Source organism: Actinospineispora eucalypti, from assembly GCF_039543365.1.
In the GTDB taxonomy this organism is placed as follows: domain Bacteria; phylum Actinomycetota; class Actinomycetes; order Mycobacteriales; family Pseudonocardiaceae; genus Pseudonocardia; species Pseudonocardia eucalypti.
This window is the reverse complement of record NZ_BAABJP010000062.1, coordinates 175,038-192,183: the sequence shown is the minus strand read 5'-3', so window position 1 is coordinate 192,183 and position 17,146 is coordinate 175,038. Positions and strand designations below refer to the sequence as shown.

General features: G+C 72.5%; 18 protein-coding genes and 1 pseudogene. 9 read left to right on the top strand and 10 right to left on the bottom strand.

Features of this window, described 5'->3' with window-relative positions; genetic code table 11:
• Positions 1-258: pseudogene (locus ABEB12_RS39090) on the bottom strand (hypothetical protein); the annotation flags it as partial.
• 13 nt (positions 259-271) lie between these two features.
• Between ABEB12_RS39090 and ABEB12_RS39085 the strand changes: the two are divergent.
• The gene (locus tag ABEB12_RS39085; RefSeq protein WP_185062208.1) at positions 272-1,792 is read left to right on the top strand and encodes an ABC transporter permease; all 1,521 of its coding nucleotides are present in this window, start codon (positions 272-274) and stop codon (positions 1,790-1,792) included.
• A 48-nt stretch (positions 1,793-1,840) separates the two neighbouring features.
• A complete protein-coding gene (locus ABEB12_RS39080; RefSeq protein WP_185062207.1) occupies positions 1,841-2,776 on the top strand; it encodes a nucleotide-binding protein in 936 nt (311 codons plus the stop codon).
• A gap of 1 nt (position 2,777) precedes the next feature.
• Here ABEB12_RS39080 and ABEB12_RS39075 read toward each other — a convergent pair whose 3' ends face one another.
• Positions 2,778-3,542, bottom strand: coding sequence for a hypothetical protein (locus tag ABEB12_RS39075; RefSeq protein ID WP_185062206.1), 765 nt, complete (start codon positions 3,540-3,542; stop codon positions 2,778-2,780).
• A 352-nt stretch (positions 3,543-3,894) separates the two neighbouring features.
• On the opposite strand from ABEB12_RS39075, the gene ABEB12_RS39070 reads away from it, so the two are divergent.
• Complete coding sequence (locus ABEB12_RS39070) at positions 3,895-5,730, top strand: hypothetical protein (RefSeq protein WP_185062205.1); 1,836 nt, start codon at positions 3,895-3,897, stop codon at positions 5,728-5,730.
• A 23-nt stretch (positions 5,731-5,753) separates the two neighbouring features.
• Here ABEB12_RS39070 and ABEB12_RS39065 read toward each other — a convergent pair whose 3' ends face one another.
• From ABEB12_RS39065 to ABEB12_RS39050, 4 genes are read right to left on the bottom strand one after another with little or no spacing between them, the layout of a single operon-like run.
• Positions 5,754-6,518: an ATP-binding cassette domain-containing protein gene (locus ABEB12_RS39065; RefSeq protein ID WP_185063044.1), complete on the bottom strand. Its 765-nt coding sequence runs from the start codon at positions 6,516-6,518 to the stop codon at positions 5,754-5,756.
• Positions 6,512-7,375: an ABC transporter permease subunit gene (locus ABEB12_RS39060; RefSeq protein ID WP_185062204.1), complete on the bottom strand. Its 864-nt coding sequence runs from the start codon at positions 7,373-7,375 to the stop codon at positions 6,512-6,514. The genes ABEB12_RS39065 and ABEB12_RS39060 overlap by 7 nt, the downstream gene beginning before the upstream one ends.
• 4 nt (positions 7,376-7,379) lie before the next feature.
• Positions 7,380-8,258: a transporter substrate-binding domain-containing protein gene (locus ABEB12_RS39055; protein WP_185062203.1), complete on the bottom strand. Its 879-nt coding sequence runs from the start codon at positions 8,256-8,258 to the stop codon at positions 7,380-7,382.
• A complete protein-coding gene (locus ABEB12_RS39050) occupies positions 8,255-9,466 on the bottom strand; it encodes an FAD-dependent oxidoreductase (protein WP_185062202.1) in 1,212 nt (403 codons plus the stop codon). The genes ABEB12_RS39055 and ABEB12_RS39050 overlap by 4 nt, the downstream gene beginning before the upstream one ends.
• Before the next feature lie 92 nt (positions 9,467-9,558).
• Here ABEB12_RS39050 and ABEB12_RS39045 point away from each other — a divergent pair, with 92 nt between their 5' ends.
• Complete coding sequence (locus ABEB12_RS39045; RefSeq protein ID WP_185062201.1) at positions 9,559-10,461, top strand: alpha/beta hydrolase fold domain-containing protein; 903 nt, start codon at positions 9,559-9,561, stop codon at positions 10,459-10,461.
• A gap of 13 nt (positions 10,462-10,474) precedes the next feature.
• Here the strand turns inward: ABEB12_RS39045 and ABEB12_RS39040 are convergent, their stop codons facing one another.
• A complete protein-coding gene (locus ABEB12_RS39040) occupies positions 10,475-11,149 on the bottom strand; it encodes an RraA family protein (RefSeq protein WP_185062200.1) in 675 nt (224 codons plus the stop codon).
• Positions 11,146-12,756: a putative PEP-binding protein gene (locus tag ABEB12_RS39035; protein WP_185062199.1), complete on the bottom strand. Its 1,611-nt coding sequence runs from the start codon at positions 12,754-12,756 to the stop codon at positions 11,146-11,148. The genes ABEB12_RS39040 and ABEB12_RS39035 overlap by 4 nt, the downstream gene beginning before the upstream one ends.
• A gap of 140 nt (positions 12,757-12,896) precedes the next feature.
• On the opposite strand from ABEB12_RS39035, the gene ABEB12_RS39030 reads away from it, so the two are divergent.
• Complete coding sequence (locus ABEB12_RS39030) at positions 12,897-13,151, top strand: HPr family phosphocarrier protein (RefSeq protein ID WP_185062198.1); 255 nt, start codon at positions 12,897-12,899, stop codon at positions 13,149-13,151.
• Here ABEB12_RS39030 and ABEB12_RS39025 read toward each other — a convergent pair.
• Positions 13,148-14,119, bottom strand: coding sequence for a sugar-binding domain-containing protein (locus ABEB12_RS39025; protein WP_185062197.1), 972 nt, complete (start codon positions 14,117-14,119; stop codon positions 13,148-13,150). The genes ABEB12_RS39030 and ABEB12_RS39025 overlap by 4 nt on opposite strands.
• 134 nt (positions 14,120-14,253) lie before the next feature.
• Here ABEB12_RS39025 and srlA point away from each other — a divergent pair, with 134 nt between their 5' ends.
• Genes srlA through ABEB12_RS39005 form a run of 4 tightly spaced genes read left to right on the top strand, consistent with a single transcriptional unit; the run spans position 14,254 to position 16,673 of the window.
• Entirely contained in the window at positions 14,254-14,892 is a 639-nt protein-coding gene (gene srlA, locus ABEB12_RS39020; protein ID WP_185062196.1) for a PTS glucitol/sorbitol transporter subunit IIC, read from the top strand.
• A complete protein-coding gene (srlE, locus tag ABEB12_RS39015; protein WP_185062195.1) occupies positions 14,889-15,893 on the top strand; it encodes a PTS glucitol/sorbitol transporter subunit IIB in 1,005 nt (334 codons plus the stop codon). The genes srlA and srlE overlap by 4 nt, the downstream gene beginning before the upstream one ends.
• Before the next feature lie 13 nt (positions 15,894-15,906).
• Positions 15,907-16,281, top strand: a complete 375-nt coding sequence (locus tag ABEB12_RS39010; protein WP_185062194.1) for a PTS glucitol/sorbitol transporter subunit IIA — start codon at positions 15,907-15,909, stop codon at positions 16,279-16,281.
• Entirely contained in the window at positions 16,278-16,673 is a 396-nt protein-coding gene (locus ABEB12_RS39005) for a transcriptional regulator GutM (RefSeq protein WP_185062193.1), read from the top strand. Before ABEB12_RS39010 ends, ABEB12_RS39005 begins: the two co-directional genes overlap by 4 nt.
• 31 nt (positions 16,674-16,704) lie before the next feature.
• Here ABEB12_RS39005 and ABEB12_RS39000 read toward each other — a convergent pair whose 3' ends face one another.
• Complete coding sequence (locus ABEB12_RS39000) at positions 16,705-17,025, bottom strand: hypothetical protein (protein WP_185062192.1); 321 nt, start codon at positions 17,023-17,025, stop codon at positions 16,705-16,707.
• Between the last annotated feature and the right edge of the window lie 121 nt (positions 17,026-17,146).

Genomic DNA, 17,146 nt, shown 5'->3' with positions numbered 1-17,146 from the left:
CAGCGCCCCGGCCCCGAGCCGGTCCGTGCCCAGCGCCCCGGCCCCGAGCCGGTCCGTGCCCAGTGCTTCGGCCCCGAGTCGGTCCGTGCCCAGTGCTTCGGCGCCGAGCCGGTCCGTGCCCAGTGCGCCGGCGCCGAGCCGGCCTTCTCCGGGTGGTGGCGGCGGCGGTGCGCCGCCGTGGTCGCCCAGCCTCCCGGCGGCCTCGTCGGGCGGCGAGTCCCGGGGCTCCGGCGGCGGCGCGGCGGCCGGCGTCGGCAATGCGGTGGCAGCCGTGGTCGGCGCGATCGCGGCCGGCTTTGCCCTGGTGGCCGGGCTGTGTGTGAGCGCGGTGCGGGCCATCGGCGCACTGGCCGTCAAGGCCAAGGCGATCCGGCTGCCGGAACGCAAGCCGCGCGAGGAGTACGCCGAGCCGGTTCCGCGCGGCCGGCGCGAGCGCCGGGAGATCGAGCGGGAGTTCCACAAGACCCAGCGCGTCCGGGTGGGCAAGCGGGCGCCGGCGCCGGCCAAGTTCCGCATGCCCCGGCGACGCAGGGCCGCGCGCGTCCTGCGGCCCGGGCACTACCGGGAGACGCTGCGGTCCGCGCTGCACAGCCTGACCAGCAACCGGCTGCGCTCCTGGCTGACCATGATCGGCATCGTGATCGGTGTGGCCGCCGTCATCGTGCTGGTGGCCATGGGCAACGGTATGAAGGCGCACTTCAACGAGCAGTTCAGTCGCCTGGCCAACCAGATCACCATCAGCCCGACCACCGGCTCCTCGCCGGGTGGCGGCGCGGTGCACCAGCTCACCGACCGGGACGTGGAGGCGCTGCAGGACAAGTCGCTCGCACCGGACATCGTCTCGGTGTCGCCGTCCGTGTCCGGCACGGTGACGCTGACCGTCGGGCCGCAGCAGACCCGGTCCAGCCTGATCGGAGCCACGGACAACTACCTGGAACTGGTCGACCGCAAGATCGTCGCCGGCCGTTGGCTGGAGTTCGGCCGGGGTTCGGGCAGTGCCGAGCGGCAGGCCGTGCTCGGGCAGCAGGCCATCGCGTTGATCTGGGGTCCCGGCGTGGACCTCAGCCAGGTGATCGGGTCCACCGTTCGGGTGGAGCGGACGAACTTCAAGGTCGTCGGGGTGCTCGAGGTGAACGGGCAGAACGACAACCTGGTCATCACCCCGTTCGAGGCGGCCCGTACGTACCTGGTCGGCGGCAGTACCGGCAAGGTCGACCAGATTGTGGTGAAGTCCACCGATGTGAACTCGGTCGACGCGGCGGCCGCACAGGCCACCGCAATCCTGGACGTGCGGCATTTCATCCGGAACGCCGCCGACCGCGACTTCAACGTGCTGACGTTCACCACGTTGTTGAACAAGAGCAACGAATTCATCAATTTCCTGGCGAGATTCATCGTGGCGGTCGCGGCAATATCACTGGTAGTGGGTGGTATCGGTGTCGCCAACATCATGCTTGTGTCAGTGACCGAGCGAACTCGGGAAATTGGTATTCGTAAAGCGGTTGGTGCGACCCGGATGGCGATCCTGCAGCAATTCCTCAGTGAAGCCGTTATCCTGACCGGGCTGGGCGGCCTTATGGGTATGGGGGCAGGTGTCGGTATCACGTTGGCGGCCGACGCGCTACTCCCACCGGAGAGCAACGATTCGTCGGCATTGCCACATCCGATCCTGAGCCTCACGGCCGTATTGGTAGCGTTCGGCGTGAGCTTGCTGATCGGCGTGGTCGCCGGTGGCTACCCCGCGTATCGAGCAGCCCGGCTCCGGCCCATCGAGGCGCTGCGCTTCGAGTAGGCCGACCTCCAGCGTGACCGGACCACAGCGAGACGGGTGCCGAGCTAGATGACCATGGATCGCGAGCGGAGCGTGAGCGCCGCCGACCTGACCGACGATGTGATCTTGCGGCCGAGGGCGGAACGCCCGACCACCGGCTGGCGCCAGGCCGTGTACACGGCCTCCGGCGGCAAGATCAACCCTGGGGTGAGCGAGGAGGAAGCGGCGCGCAACGCGCTGTTGCGCCGGGTGCGCCGGCATCTACCGGGGGCGCACCAGGTGGCGATCAGCTCGCTCAAGGGCGGCGTCGGGAAGACTACGGTGTCCGCGGTGCTCGGGTTGACGCTGGCCGAGCACCGGGGCGACCGGGTGGTGGCGGTGGACGCGAACCCCGACGCCGGAACGCTGGCCGACCGGCTCAGCGGCGAGACCGGCGTGACGGTCCGCCAGATGCTGGACAACCTCGGCACCATCGACTCGATGACCGCCGTGTCGCACTACACCAGCCTCGCCGGCCGGCTGCAGGTGTTGGCCTCCGAGCAGGACCCGGCGATGAGCGAGGCGTTCAACCGGGCCGAGTACGAGGCGATCTGCGCGGTGCTGGCCCGGTTCTACAACATCATCATCACCGACTCCGGCACCGGCCTGGTGCACTCGGCGATGGAGGGCACGCTGGCCCTGGCCGACTCGCTGGTGGTGGTCGGCTCGCCGACGGTGGACGGGGCGTCCCGGGCGTCCAAGACGCTCGACTGGCTGGTGGCGCACGAGTACGCCGAGCAGGTCGCCGACGCAATCGTGGTGCTGTGTTGCGACCGGGTCAGCCCGGAGATCGACCAGGACCGGGTCAAGGCTCACTTCGAAAGCCGCTGCCGCGCGGTTGTCGAGGTGCCGTACGACGCTCACCTGGCCACTGGCGGGCGCCTGGACCTGGGCGCCATGCGCGAGCCGACCAAGCTGGCCTTCCTGGAGCTGGCGGCCCTCATCGCCGACCGCTTCAACGCCTGACTCAGAGGCCGAGGCTGGAGAGCACGCCGTCCAGTAGGCCGCCGGAGTCGCTGGCCCGGCGCTGCTTGTGCAGCTGCTGGTCGAGGATGTCCTCCTCGTCCCGGCCGGTGCCCTCGTCGTCCTCGTCGTCCCGTTCGGAGCGGGATTCCGGCCGGTCCTTGGTGACCTGGTGCTCCGGTTTGGCCGGTGCCTGGTGGCCCCGGTCGGGGCGGCTGGCCGGGGCCACCTTGGGCTTGGCCGGGGCAGTGCCTTGGCGCGGGGCCGGCACGGCCGGGGGTGCCGCGTCCGGGATCGGGGCACCGGGGGTGGCGATGGCGGGGTTCTGGTTGATCTCCGGTGCGACGGCGGACGTGGGTGACTGGGCCACCGGGGCGGGGCTGGTGTACCAGGCGCGGAACGCCGCGACCAGGCCGCCGGTCAGCCCGAGCAGGAGCAGCAGCGCCGCCACGAGCGCTCCGACCTTGCCCAGTGAGCGCTGACCGGCAGGCTCCTCCACCTCGGCGGCCTTCGTGGTCCTGGCCGGCTTGGCGGCAGTGGCCGCCGGGCGGGCCTTTCCGGCGGCGGCCTTGGCGGTAGCACTCGAGCGGACGGCCTTGGTTCGGCCGGGGTCGGTCTCGACGGCGGGTGCGCGCTTGGGTGAGGGAACGTCGGCGTGGGTGGGCGGCCCGCCGTAGTAGGAGGGCTGCCAGCGCGGCGTCGAACCGCCCCGGTCGCCCGATCCGCCGGACGCCCCCGCGTCGCGCCCGTTACGCGCACCGTCAGCCATGTGCCTTCATCGCCTCCACCGTTACCTACCTGTGACTTTCACACCAGCCACTGAGCATCACAGGGTTCTCGTCGGGTGCAACGAGCACTGTGTGACCTGGTTACGGTAATTGATCACTCGAACGTGGAATTCCACCGGCTCGAGTAAGTGATAAGGCGTACCCAGTGCAAACTCTCGACCACCGCTGAGAACCGGGCAATTTGCCAGTTGACCTGGGAAAATGATACTCAATGCGCCGCGTAATCAAGTCGTGTGCACAGAGTAACTCCATGGAGAGTTGAGGGAGTGCCGGTCAGGGGTGTTCGGGTGGGCTGCGAAGCTGGACGGGGGCAGTCACCGAGGAGCGGCAGGGATGGAGCAGCACGCGGGCACCGAACGGGCGACGTTCGGCCAGTTCGGCGCGGCCATGGTGCGGGAGGTGTTCACCCCGGCGTTCCTGCGCCGGCAGCTGAACGCCGCCCTGGAGGTGGCCCTGAAGCGCGCCGGCGCGCTCGCCGACCTGGGCGTCGGCATCGTGGCCGCGCGGGCGGAGACTCCGACCCTCATCTCCGACGACGGCCGGGAGCGCCGGTTCGCGGTCACCGTGAAGGCCCGCCTGGAGGCGGACGTCGGGCCGAGGGTGCTCGGCATCGGCGTGGACGCGGACACCGAGCTGGACCTGACCATCCGGGTGTGCGTGTTCCGGCCGGCCATCGTGAAGCTGGACATCGACCCGGTGACCCCGGACGACCTGAGGTTCCGGGTCAAGGGGCGGACCGGGTGGCTGCGCCTGCCGCTGCTCGGCGGTGAGCTGTCCCGGTTGGCCGAGGGTTCCATGGGGGAGATCTGTGCCGGGGTGAACCGGGCGCTGGACGCCTCCGAGCCGCTGCGCCGGATCGACGTCTCGGAGCTGCTGCGCCGGGTGCACTCGGACGGGCCCGAGCCGCCCCGGGTGCGCTCCGGGACCCTCGAGCCGGGGGAGCGCACGGAGTGGCGGCTGGACCTGGGCGAGTACCAGACCGCCCGGCTGCACCTGTGGGCCGGAATCCTGGAGGCCGAGCCGCCGGCGACCGCCGAGCTGGGGTCCAGCGGGCCCGCCGTGCCGGTGGAGCTGTCCCTGCACAGCACCGCCGGGCCGCGGATCGACGACCTCGCGCTGCCGGTGCGCCGGGTGGTCCCGGACCGGGACACCACGGCCACCGGCGAGGGTGTGGCGGTCACCGCGATCCTGCCGGCGGTTTTCCGGGCCCGGTTGGCCAACCGGGGCGGTGAGCCGGTGGGCTACCGGGTCGAGGAACGCCGGCAGACCGTTCAGGGCGACCAGATCGACTTCGCCCGGTTCGGCGAGGCGCTGCCCCGGCGGACCCTCGACGAGCGGGCGGTGACCGATCTGGCGAACGCCTTCCTGGCCCAGGCGCCCCGGCTCGCCGCGAACGGTGCGCTGCCCTCGGGCACGGAGCTGACCGTGCGGGTGCGCCGGGTGCGGCGCACCCGGTCGACCGCCCACGAGCTGTGTTTCCGGCTCCACCTGGAGGCCGACGTGCGCGGCCGGCCCCGCCCGGAGGGAGCGCTCACCGAGGTCGCCGGCAAGCTGCGGGTGACCCTGACCGCCCGGCTGCGGGCCTCGCTGGACCCGGCCGCGCTGCTGCTGGACTTCACCCCGGTGGCCCGCCGGCACGTGCGGCTGGCCCGCGTGCGGGGCCTGCTGCGCGGCCGCTGGATGCCGATGCCCGGGATGGTGCTCGCCGTGCCGCTGCGCGGCCGCCTGCTGCCCGGGATGAACGACGGCCTGCGGAAGGTCAGCCAGCGGATCGTGGTGGCCGACCTGGCCGCCAACGCGGTGCCCAACTTCGCCGACGAGGAGGACCGGCGGGGCGACCGGGTGTTCTTCCGGGGGGTAGCCGGCGCCGGCGAGCCGAAGCTGCACCGCATCGAGCTGGCCGGCCGGCAGCGGTGCCGGGCCAGGGCGCGGGTGTCCGGGCACGGGAACGGCCGTTCCGACGGCGAGCTGGTCGCCGAGCTGGCACTGTGCGACGAGAACGGCGGGGTGTGGGCGTTCGAGCAGGCGCTGGTGCCCGGCAACGGGCGCACCGAGGTGGTCGGCCTGGAGTTCACCGCTCCGAGGGCCGGGCAGTGGCGGCTGCGGGTGGCGTCCGTCGGCCCGCCCGGCGAGCTGGAGTACGACATGCAGGTGCGGGCCGACACCTAGCGCGGAATGCGCGTGCGGGAGACTTAGTGCAGGGTGCGGGCCAGGAAGGCCCGGGTGCGGGCGTGGGTCGGCGCGGTGAGCAGGCGCCCCGGCTCGTCCGACTCGACGATCTCCCCCTGGTCCATGAACACGACGCGGTTGGCGACCTCGCGGGCGAAGTTCATCTCGTGGGTGACCACCAGCATGGTCATGCCCTCGCCGGCCAGGTCCCGCATCACCGCGAGCACCTCGCCGACCAGCTCGGGGTCCAGCGCCGAGGTGGGTTCGTCGAACAGCATCAGGGTGGGGTCCATGGCCAGCGCCCGGGCGATGGCGATCCGCTGCTGCTGGCCGCCGGACAGCTCCGCCGGGTAGGCGCGTTCCTTCTCGGTCAGCCCGACCCGCTCCAGCAGAGCCCTGGCCCGCGTGGTCGCCGCGGCCACGCTCAGCCCGCGCACGCCCACCGGCGCCTCGATGATGTTCTCCAGCACGGTCATGTGCGGGAACAGGTGGAACCGCTGGAAGACCATGCCGATGCCGGCCCGCCGCTTCGCCGCCTCCACCGGGGACAGCTCGTATAGCCGGTCGCCCTTGCGCCGGTAGCCCACCCGCTCGCCGTCCACCAGGATCGAACCCGCGTCGATCCGTTCCAGGTGGTTGATGCAGCGCAGCAGGGTGCTCTTGCCCGAACCGGACGGGCCGATCAGGCACACCACCTCGCCGTGCGGCACGTCCAGGTCGACGCCGCGCAGTACCTCGGTGTCACCGAAGCTCTTGCGCACCCCTTGGATCTGGACGCCGCTCACCAGGCCCGCCCCCGTCCGAACCGGCGCTCCAGGTAGGCCTGCCCCACGGACAACACCGACACGACGATCAGGTACCACAGGCTGGCCACCACCAGCAGCGGGATGACCTGGTAGTTGATCCCGTAGATGCTCTGCGCGGTGTACAGCAGGTCGTTCAGGGCGATCACGCTGACCAGCGAAGACGTCTTCAGCATGGAGATCGTCTGGTTGCCGGTCGGCGGGATGATGGTGCGCATGGCCTGCGGCAGCACGATCCGCCGCATCACCCGCGCCGGCCGCATGCCCAGCGCCAGCGCGGCCTCCCGCTGCTCGCGGTCCACCCCGAGCACCCCGGCGCGCACGATCTCGGCCATGTACGCCGCCTCGTGCAGGGACAGCGCGAGCAGCGCCGCGACGAACGGGCTGATCACCGCGTTGGCCTCGACGGAGAACCACAGCTGCCCGCCGGGTACGCCCAGTCCCAGCCGGGGGTAGAGCGCGGCCAGGTTGAACCAGAACAGCAGCTGTACCAGCAGCGGGGTGCCCCGGAAGAACCACACGTACGCCTGGGAGAGGCCGGACAGCACCCGGCTCGGGGCCACCCGCATCATGGCCAGCAGCACGCCCAGCGCGATGCCGGCCAGCATGCTCAGCACGGTCAGCTCGATGGTGCGGAGCAGGCCGGTGAGGATGGCTTTGGAGAAGAAGTACCGCCCGACCACGTCCCAGCCGAACCGCTGGTTGGACAGCGCGGAGTAGAGGGCGGCCAGCGCCACCACGGCCAGCGCCGCGTAGATGACCCACAGGTAGGGCCGGCGCCGGGGCACCACCCGCAGGGTGGCCTCCTCGGGGGTGGCTTCGGTTGCGGTCGGGGGAGTCACATCGTCACTTCCTTGTGGCGAAGGTGTGCAGGGCGTTGCCCTCGACCGCCCACTTGGCCAGCACCCGGGTGTAGATGCCGGAGCGGTTCAGCTCGGTGAGGGCGGCCTCGATGGCCGGGGTGAGGGGGCTGCCCTTGGCCAGCCCGATGCCGACGGAGGAGCCCGCGTCGTAGCTGTCCGCGACCATGATGTCCGGCACGTTCTTCGCCGCGTAGCGGAGCACCGGGAGGTCCACGAAGACCGCGTCGATCCGCCCGCTGACCAGCGCCAGGACCCCCTTCTGCTGGTCCGGGAAGTTGCGGATGTCGATCGGCGGCCGGCCCGAGGCCTGGCACTTCCTGGACATGTCCGGCAGGTACTTGGCCTGCTGCACCGAGCCGTTGGAGACGCCGACCGAGCGGCCGCACATGGTGGCCACGGTGATCTGCTTCGGGTTCCCGGCGCGGGTGCCCAGGCCGGTGCCGGACACGAAGTACTCCACGAAGTCGAGCACCTTCAGCCGCTCCGGGGTGATCGCCATCATGCTCACCGAGATGTCGTACCGGCCGCTCTGCAGGCCCGGCACGATCTGGTCGAACGTCACGCCGACTACCCGTACCGGCAGGTCCATCGTCTGGCCGAGCACGTTGGCCAGGTCCGGGTCGAAGCCGAGCATGTTCCCGGAGCCGTCCGGTGCGGGATAGTGCACCGGCGCGTTGCCCACGCTCATCACGGCGGTGAGCACTCCCTTGGCCCGTACCTCCGGCGGCACCAGCGCGGCCACCGAGGGCACCGGGCCGGTGGTGATCACGTCCGCCGCCGCGTCGGTCTCCGCCCCGCCCGCGCATCCGGACAGCGCGACGGCGAGCAGCGCGGCCGCGCCGGCGAGCGCCCTGGTCCTCAATGGATCAGCCCTTGCTCGCCGAGCAGGTCCCGCCGGTCCGGGTCCACGCCGTCGGCCGGCAGGGAGTACTCCAGCCCGGACAGCGGCTGGCCCTCGGCGAACCGGGTGGGCCGGAACGGGTCGATCGGTGCGCTGGTGGCCTTGCCGTCCACGATCAGCTCGGCCAGGCAGGCGCCGATCGCGGGCGCCTTCTTGAACCCGCCGCCACTCATCCCGACCGCCAGGAAGAGCCCGGCGACGCCCGGCGCCGGGCCGAGCAGCATCCGCCGGTCCGTCGTGACGTCCAGCGGCCCGCCGTGCCCGTGCACCCGGGGCGCGTCGGACAGCCCGGGGATGCGCCGGGACGCCTGGCGGCGGACCAGCTCGGCGAACCCCGGCTCCTCCGGGCCGCGCTCCTCGTCCAGCTCGGCCATCGGGCGGCGGTAGGCACTGAGCCCGAGCAGCGTGCGGTCCGGGCCGTCCGGGCGCAGGTAGCAGCCGTTGGCCCGGTCGATGATGGTCAGGTGGCCGGCGGGCCCCGGGCGCAGCGGCGCGGGCCGGGCCACGAACATCACCTGCGCCCAGATCGGTGTCAGTTCCGGGGCGATGCCCAGCGGGGAGAGCAGGGCGGCGGACCAGTTCCCGTTGGCCAGCACCACGGTCGGCGCGTCCACCGGGCCCGCGTCGGTGTGCACCCCGAGGATCCGGTCGCCCTGGGTGCGCAGGCCGGTCACCGCGACGCCTTCGGCCACTTGCGTGCCCAGCCGGCCGGCGGCCCGGGCGAACCCCCTGGTGGTGGCCACCGGGTCGGCGTACCCGCTGCGTGGCTCGTACGCCGCCAGCTCGTCACCGGTGAGTCGCAGCGCCGGCTCCAGCTCACCGATCTCCGCGTGGTCGACCAGCCGGGTGGTCACCCCGATGTCCCGCAGCAGCGCGGTGTTGTGGCGCAGCGTCGCGTGGTCGCGCCCGTCCACCATCTGCAGGAACCCGGTGGCCCGGAAGCCGCAGTCGCCGCCGACGCGGTCCGGCCACTCCTCGAACCAGGGCAAGGCGGCGAGCGCGATGCGGGCCTCGTCCAGGTTCGGGTAGTGGGTGCGCACCAGTGCCCCGGAACGGCCGGATGCCCGTCCGGCCACCTCGCCCCGCTCCAGGAGCAGAACGTCGGGCACGCCCAGCCGGGACAGGTGGAAGGCGATCGCCGACCCGACCACCCCCGCGCCGACCACCACGACCCCTGCCGAACGCGGAAGTGTCTGAGCCGTCACACATCGCATACGAACACGCCGCGCGGCCGCTGTCCAGCCGGGGCAAGATGGGTCCGGTGAGCGAAACATTTGGCGTGCCGCCGGCGCTGTGGGAGTACCAGACCACGTTCCGGATGCCGGCCGGCGCCGCGGCCACCGAGCTGCTCAAGGGCTTCGACGAGCACATGAACGCCGACCCGCCGCCGGTGGGCGCCGCGCACCCCGGCGTGCCGCTGCGCGAGGTGGCCGGGTGGCGGCTGAGCGCCGACGTGACCGTGCCGGCTGGAGAGCCGCCGTTCCCGGTGCTGGTCTACCTGCACGGCGGCGGCTGGTCGATGGGCTCGCCGTGGACGCACCGCCGGCTGGCGGCCGAGCTCACCGGGCTCGGACTGGTCGTGGTGTCGGTGGACTACCGGCGCGCGCCGAAGCACCCGTTCCCGGCCGCCGTGGATGACGTGGCGTTCGCGGTGGACTGGGCCCGCGAGAACGCCGCGACCTACGGCGGCGACCCGGGTCAGCTGGTCATCGGCGGTGACTCGGCGGGCGCCAACCTGGCCGCTTCGGTTCTGGCCACCGGGGATTCCGGGGTCCGGGCGGCACTGCTGTGCTACGGAGTCTTCGACTACCACCGGATGCAGGCCGGCATGGCCCGGCTGCTGGGCCGGCCGGACCCGGTCAGCGGGCGCTACCTGCGACCGGAGGAGTTCGACTCCCTGCGTGGAGATCCCCGCCTCTCCCCGGAGGTGGCCGCCGACCGGTTCCCACCCACGCTGGTCACCGTCGGCGAGCTGGACCCGCTGCTGCCGGAGTCGGAGGCCCTGGCCGCGCGTCTGGCGGCAGCCTCGGTTCCGCACCGGCTGCACGTCGTCCCGGGCGCCCCGCACGGTTACCTGCAGTTGCCGACGCACCCATCGCGGGCCGAAGGCATCGCGGTCATCGCGGACTTTCTCCAGGAACAGGGCATCAAGACCGAACGCTGATCCCGGTCGCGGCTCAGACGTGGCCGAAGCGGTCCAGGCACTCCTGTAGCGAGCTGCCGTCCGCGAGGGCCTCCCTGATCCGGACCTCGGTGCGGGTGAGCTCCTCGGCCCGGCGGAGCGCGGCGTCCACCGCCCGGTCCGGGATGACGATCGCGCCGTCCTCGTCGGCCAGCACGAAGTCGCCCGGGTGCACGGTGACCGTCGGCGCGGTGGCCCCGCGCAGCGTGACGGCTCCCTGCGCTCCGGTGACCCGCCAGCGGCCGATCGACTGGATCGGCGTGCGGTAGCGGGCGAACACCGAGAAGCCGTGCCGGCGCAGCCACTTCAGGTCGCGCACCCCGCCGTCGACCAGCGCGCCGACCGCGCCCCGTTCCGCCATGCCCAGCGCGATCAGCTCGCCGAAGTAGCAGATGCCGGCGCCGTCGCCGGCCCACACGGTGACCTCCCCGGGCCCGACCCCGGCGCAGGCGGCCATCTTGGCCGGGTCACCGGTGCCCTCGTAGGACGCCGTCTCGCCGGCGATGGTGTACGCCCAGCCGGCCAGCCGCTCGCCGGACAGGGCGGTCAGTTCGGGGTGCAGTCCCTGGTCGGTCAGTCCCAGCTCGTCCAGCGCGTCGGCCACGTTGGAGGTGTCCACGGCCTGGAACCGGGTGCGGATGTCGTCCCGTTCGGCGGCGGCCCGGGTCATGAAGGCGAACCCAGCGCCGCGCGGGCCTGCGCCCGGCAGTCCGCCAACGTCAGGCCGGTCAGCGCGGTGGCCAGTGCGGGCAGCGCTATCGGGGCGGCGGAGAGGCTGGACACCCCGAGCCCGATCAGTACCGGCGCCAGCTTCGGGTCGCCGGCGGCCTCGCCGCACACCCCGACCGGTTTGCCGGCGGCCGCACCGGCGGCGCCGACCATCTCGATCAGGCGCAGGAGGGGCGGCTGCCAGGGGTCGTGCAGCGCGGCCAGGGCGGTGGCCAGCCGGTCGGCGGCGAAGGTGTACTGGGCCAGGTCGTTGGTGCCGATGCTGACGAAGTCCACCTCGGCCAGGATCCGGTCGGCGGCCAGTGCGGCGGCGGGGACCTCGATCATCACGCCGGGGCTGAGGCCGCGCCGGCGCACGGCGGCGGCGAACTCGGCCGCCTCGACCGGCGTGCTGACCATCGGCGCCATCACCCACACCTCGGCGTCCGTGTCGGCGGCCGCCGAGGCGATCGCGTCCAGCTGGGTGTCCAGGGCCGCCGAACCGACCGGGGTGGCCCGGTAGCCGCGCACTCCCAGTGCCGGGTTGGGCTCGTCGGGGAAGCCGAGGAAGGCCAGCGGCTTGTCCGCGCCGGCGTCCCAGGTGCGCACCACCACCCGCCGGCCGGGGAAGTGCCGGAACAGGCGCCGGTAGACCTCCGCCTGCTCGTCCCGGGTCGGCGCGGTCGGCCGGTCCAGGAACAGCAGCTCGGTGCGCAGCAGGCCGACCCCGCCCGCGCCGGCCGAGGCCACCGCCGACGGCTCGCCCTCCACGTTGGCCAGCAGCCCCACCGGCGTTCCGTCGGCCAGCTCGCCCGCCCAGCTCAGCGGCTCGGCCGAGCGCGGCCGGGGCACGGTGACCGGCTCGTCGGCCGGTGGGCGCAGGTCCACCAGGCCGGTGTCTCCGTGCACCGCGATCAGCCGGCCGGCCTCGATGTCCGCCGCGCCCGGGCAGGCCACCACGGCCGGGATGCCCAGCATCCGGGCCAGGATCGCGGTGTGGCTGGTCGGTCCGCCGCGTTCGGTGACGAACGCGCTCACCTGGGAAAGGTCCAGGGCGGCGGTGTCGGCGGGGGAGAGGTCGTCGGCGACCAGGATGTGCGGGCCGTCCGCCGGTCGCGCCCGGGTGGCCGGTTCGCCGCGCAGGTGACAGACCGCCCTGACCCGCACGTCGTCCAGGTCGGCGGCCCGTTCGGCCAGGTAGCCGCCGAGGCCGCGCAGCCGCTCGCGCAGCTCGCCGGCCGCCGTCCAGACCGCCGCCTCGGCGCTCAGCCCCCGGCTCAGCACGCCGTCCCTGGCCCCGCCGGCGAGCACCGGGTCACGGGCCATCATCGCGTCGGCGGTGATCACCTCGGCCACCTCGGCCGGCGCGGTGGCGGCCAGCGACTCGTAGCCCTCGGCCACCGCCACCAGTGCCGCTTCGGCGCGGGCCGCCTCGGCGGGGCGGTCGTCGGCCGGCACGGCGTCCGGCCGCACGTCCGGCTCGGCCACGGCCGGTCCGGCGCGGTGCGCCCGGCCCACCGCGCGACCACCGCAGACCCCGATCCCGGTCACGGTGAGCACCTCGGTCATCCGGTGTCCCCTTCGTCCCCCGCGCCCGACACATGGTTGTGTGACTGGGCGCACGATGCTTCAGTTTGTAACATCTGTGAATATCTACGCACAACTGCGCAAATGGAATCTCCTCACGCCGAGGTTCGGAGGTCGCCCCCATGCGTCGAGTCGTTACGGTTGGCCCGGAGGTCGGGCTGCACGCGCGCCCGGCGGCGGCACTGGTGGCCGCGGCCGCCCGCGCGCCGGGTGCTGTGCGGATCGGCCGGGAGGACGCGGCGGGTGCGTCCATGGTGGACGCGAAGAGCATTCTCAGCGTACTGACCCTGGGGGCGGAGCGCGGGCAGCGGCTGATCCTCGAGGCCGAGGACGCGGCGGTGCTGGACGAGCTGGCGACGCTGATCGAGACCCCTTAGGCGGGCTCGTGTGCCATCAACAGCCGGGCCAGCGCGCGATCACAGATCAGCACGTCCACCGTGCCGGTACGCAGGGCGCCGAGCACCCCGGGCAGCTTCTCCCGGCCGGCGGCGATGCCCACCACGGTGGGGATGTTGCCCAGGTCGGCCAGGGTGACCGCGAGCATCCGGTCGTCCACCGCGCCGAGCACCGCGCGCCCGGAGGCGTCGAAGTAGCGCGCGCACATGTCGCCCACCGGCGCGGCGCGCTGGAACTCGGCCCGCTCGCCGCGTTCCAGCCGGACCGATTCGATGATCGCGGCGGACGAGCCGACGCCGACGCAGCCGATGCCGACCAGCGCGATGTCCGCCTTGCGCGCGGCGGCGAGCGCGTCCGCGACGCTCGGCTCGGCCAGCAGCACGTCCCGGCTCTCCGCCGAGGTCAGCACGGCCGGCGCGTGCAGCCGGCGCATCCGCCCGCCCACCCGCAGCGCGAGGTCCCGGACCAGCTCCTCGCCGGTGATGCTGGCCTCCACCGAGGACAGGCCGCCGACCAGCGGCACCACCTCGATCTCGCCCAGCTCCTGGGTCTCCGCGAGGTCCACCGGAACGGCGGCGACCAGCGCCTGCATGGTGTGACCCCAGGAAACCGCCAGCCGCGCCGCGCCCCCGCGCAGGCGCTCGGCCAGCCACCGTGCGCCGAGGTCGCCCACCCTGGCCAGGGCCTTCGTCGCCGGCGCGCCGTCGGCCACCCGAACGTCCCGCAGGCCGAACCGCTCGGCCAGGTCGCGCTCGCAGGCCAGGTCCCGGCCGGTCGGGTCGTTGATCCGGATCTCCACGATGCCGCGCTCCCGGGCGGAGGTGAGCATCCGGGAGACGTTGGAACGGCTCAGCCCGAGCGTGGTCGCGATGTCGGCCTGGGAGCGGTTCTCCTGGTAGTACATCCGGGCCGTTCGGACCAGCAGCTCCTGGTCGCGGGGTGCGGGCATGGGCTCGTCTTCCAACTGGGGGTTGTCCACGGGATGAGCCCCGTGTACAACACATCACAAGCACATGTGATGACGGTCTGCACATTAGTGCACACCGTGCTCGGGGGCAACAATGGTCGCACGAAGGAGTGCCGATGTTGGACCTGATCAGCCTGGCCCAGGCGCCTCCGGCGCCCCCACCCTCGAGCGGCGGCCCGCTCGGCGTCGCCGAGTGGGTGGGCACGCATTTCATCGGGCTCTTCAACGCGGCCGGTGAGAAGTTCGTCGGCCTGGTGACGGGCATCCTGCCCACGCTCATCGTGCTGCTCACCGCGATGTACGCGATCACCCGCTTCATCGGCGAGGAGCGCGTCACCACGGCGGTGCGCTGGTCCGGGCGCTGGTGGATCACCCGGTACTCGATCATGCCGGTGCTGTCGGTGCTGCTGTTGACCAACCCGATGTGCTACTCGTTCGGCCGGTTCCTGCCGGAGCGGCAGAAGCCGGCGTTCTACGACTCGGCCGTTTCGTTCGTGCACCCGGTGACCACGTTCTTCCCGTACGCCAATGCCGGCGAGCTGTTCGTCTGGCTGGGCATCGCCAGCGGCGTGCAGCAGCTGGGTGTGTCCACCGTGCCGCTGGCGTTGCGCTACCTCTTCGTGGGCATCCTAGTGATCATGATCCGCGGGGTGATCACCGAGTGGATCACCGCGCTGATCATCCGCCGGACCGGGCAGACCGAGGTGTTCCGGGACTTCGACGAGCAGTTCCGCGGCAAGGCGGTGGCGGCATGAGCGACGACCGCGTGGTGTTCGTCCGGCCGGGGTCGGGCGGCTGGGGCGCCGGGCTGGTGCTGGAGCCCACTGAGGAGAAGAACACCGTGCTGTCGGTGACCGGCGGCGGCATCCACCCGGTGGCCGCCCGGATCGCCGAGCTCACCGGCGCCACCCCCGTCGACGGGTTCACCACCAGCGTGCCGGACGAGAAGGTGCTCTGTGCGGTGATCAACTGCGGCGGCACCGCACGGATCGGGGTCTACCCGCGCAAGCGGATCCCCACGGTGGACGTGTATCCGGGCGCCCCCGGTGGGCCGCTGGCCAAGTACATCACCGAGGACATCTTCGTCTCCGACGTCGGCGTGGCGGAGATCGAGTCGCGGGCCGGCGTCCCGGTCGGTGCGCCGGTGGCCGGCTCGGCCGGGCCCGTCGCTGAGGAGCCGGGCAAGCTGGAGGTGACCGAGGAACCGGGCATGCGCGGGCTGTTCGGGCGCATTTCCGGGGTGTTCGTCAGCTTCGGCGCGGTGGTCGGGTCGATCGTGAACACCTTCCTGGCGTCCGGCCGGGAGACGATCGAGCTGACGCTGAAGACGATCCTGCCGTTCATGGCCTACGTGAGCCTGCTGCTGGGCATCGTGGAGTACACCGGCATCGCCCGGTGGATCGCCGGGGTGATCTCGCCGATCGCCAGCAACCCGCTGGGCCTGGTGGCCATCGCGATCTTCGTCGCGCTGCCCTTCCTGTCCCCGATCCTCGGGCCGGGGGCGGCGATCGCGCAGGTGATCGGCACGTTGATGGGCGGCCAGATCGCCATCGGCGCGCTGCCGGTGCAGTACGCCCTGCCGACCCTGTTCGCGATCAACGGCCAGGTGGGTTGCGACTTCGTACCGGTAGGGCTGGCGCTCGGCGAGGCTCGGCCGCAGACTGTCGCGGTCGGCGTGCCGGCCGTACTCTTGAGTAGGTTGATCACGGCTCCGCTGGCCGTGGTGTTGGCCTGGGCATTTAGTTTTGGGCTGTAGGGAAGGCGGGTGTATGGCCTCGACGTACTACGAGAGCACGGTGCTGCGCGCCGGCGAGGAAGCGTCCGAGATGGCCGAGGGTGGGGTCCTGATCCTCTACGCCGAGCCCATCCCGGACGCGCTGGAGGAGGTCAGCGTGGTGCACGCGCCGACCGCTCCGCCGGCCGCGCCGATGCGTCCCGGTGACCTGCTCACCGTGGACGGCGCCACCGTCGAGCTGATCGCGGTGGGCGAGCGGGCGGACGAGAACCTGCGCTCCCTCGGCCACGTGGTGATCTACCTGAACCCCGGCGCGGACACCCCGCTGCTGCCCGGCGCGGTGCACGCCAGCGGTTCGGTCGGGCTGCCCGTCGCCGGCACTCAGCTCCGGCTCACCTCGGGCAGATGAGCTGGCAGGCCGTCGCGCTGATCGTGGCGGCATTCGCGGTGGCCTTCGGGCTGTCGCTGCTGCAGCACCGGGCGTACGCCCGGGCGGTGAACCGCGTGGCCGCCGAGGAGCACCGGTCCGGCGTGCTGCTGGTGACCGGCCGGGCCAAGGGCGCGCTGCGCGGTGCGGTGGTGCTGCTGGTGGTCGACCGGGTGGAACGCCGGGTGACCAGGGCACTGGCCATGCAGGGCGCGTCCGTGTTCGCCCGGTTCCGGGAGCGGCCGGAGCTGTGCGGCCCGGTCGACGGCGTGGCCGAGCGCGCCCAGGGCAAGGCCCTGCGCCGGGCGGTTTCCGACGCGCTGCCCCGCTACCGCCGGCTGGACGCGACCACCGGCCGCCGCCCGACCCGCTGACCCGCCCATCACGCCGCGGCTCGTGTGCCAGCTAGCTCTGCGCACAGATACGCAACACCGCAGCAGCCTCGTGAGGTTGCCCATCGCGCAGAAAGAAGTCCACCCGCGCGGCGGCCCGGCCGTAGAACACGTTGATGAACCGCTCGCGCTTGTCCGCCGGTAGCCCTGCTTCGTCCCGGCGCAGCGCACCGACCAGGCGGAACGCCCGCCGGGTGCCCAGCTCGACCGACGGGCCGAACGCCGTCCAGCCCAGCGGGGTGAGCACTCCCGGCATGGCCTCGGCCAGGTTCGTCGTCGTCCACCGCGCATCGGGCGCGGAGATCCCGGTCAACGGGTCGGGGAGCTGCGTCACCGGCCAAGCATGTCGGATACGGCGGGCGAACGGTGCGCGAAGACGGTTGTGCGGCGCGCGCACGGATGCTAGGACTTAAGCACGCAAGTGCACATTGTCTGCACATATGTGCACACTGCGC

Coding starts and splice junctions, on each gene's coding strand:
- ABEB12_RS39080 (WP_185062207.1), top strand. CDS start 1,841: ATGACCATGGATCGCGAGCGGAGCGTGAGCGCCGCCGACCTGACCGAC.
- ABEB12_RS39075 (WP_185062206.1), bottom strand. CDS start 3,542: ATGGCTGACGGTGCGCGTAACGGGCGCGACGCGGGGGCGTCCGGCGGA.
- ABEB12_RS39070 (WP_185062205.1), top strand. CDS start 3,895: ATGGAGCAGCACGCGGGCACCGAACGGGCGACGTTCGGCCAGTTCGGC.
- ABEB12_RS39040 (WP_185062200.1), bottom strand. CDS start 11,149: ATGACCCGGGCCGCCGCCGAACGGGACGACATCCGCACCCGGTTCCAG.
- ABEB12_RS39035 (WP_185062199.1), bottom strand. CDS start 12,756: ATGACCGAGGTGCTCACCGTGACCGGGATCGGGGTCTGCGGTGGTCGC.
- ABEB12_RS39030 (WP_185062198.1), top strand. CDS start 12,897: ATGCGTCGAGTCGTTACGGTTGGCCCGGAGGTCGGGCTGCACGCGCGC.
- ABEB12_RS39025 (WP_185062197.1), bottom strand. CDS start 14,119: ATGCCCGCACCCCGCGACCAGGAGCTGCTGGTCCGAACGGCCCGGATG.
- srlA (WP_185062196.1), top strand. CDS start 14,254: ATGTTGGACCTGATCAGCCTGGCCCAGGCGCCTCCGGCGCCCCCACCC.
- srlE (WP_185062195.1), top strand. CDS start 14,889: ATGAGCGACGACCGCGTGGTGTTCGTCCGGCCGGGGTCGGGCGGCTGG.
- ABEB12_RS39010 (WP_185062194.1), top strand. CDS start 15,907: ATGGCCTCGACGTACTACGAGAGCACGGTGCTGCGCGCCGGCGAGGAA.
- ABEB12_RS39005 (WP_185062193.1), top strand. CDS start 16,278: ATGAGCTGGCAGGCCGTCGCGCTGATCGTGGCGGCATTCGCGGTGGCC.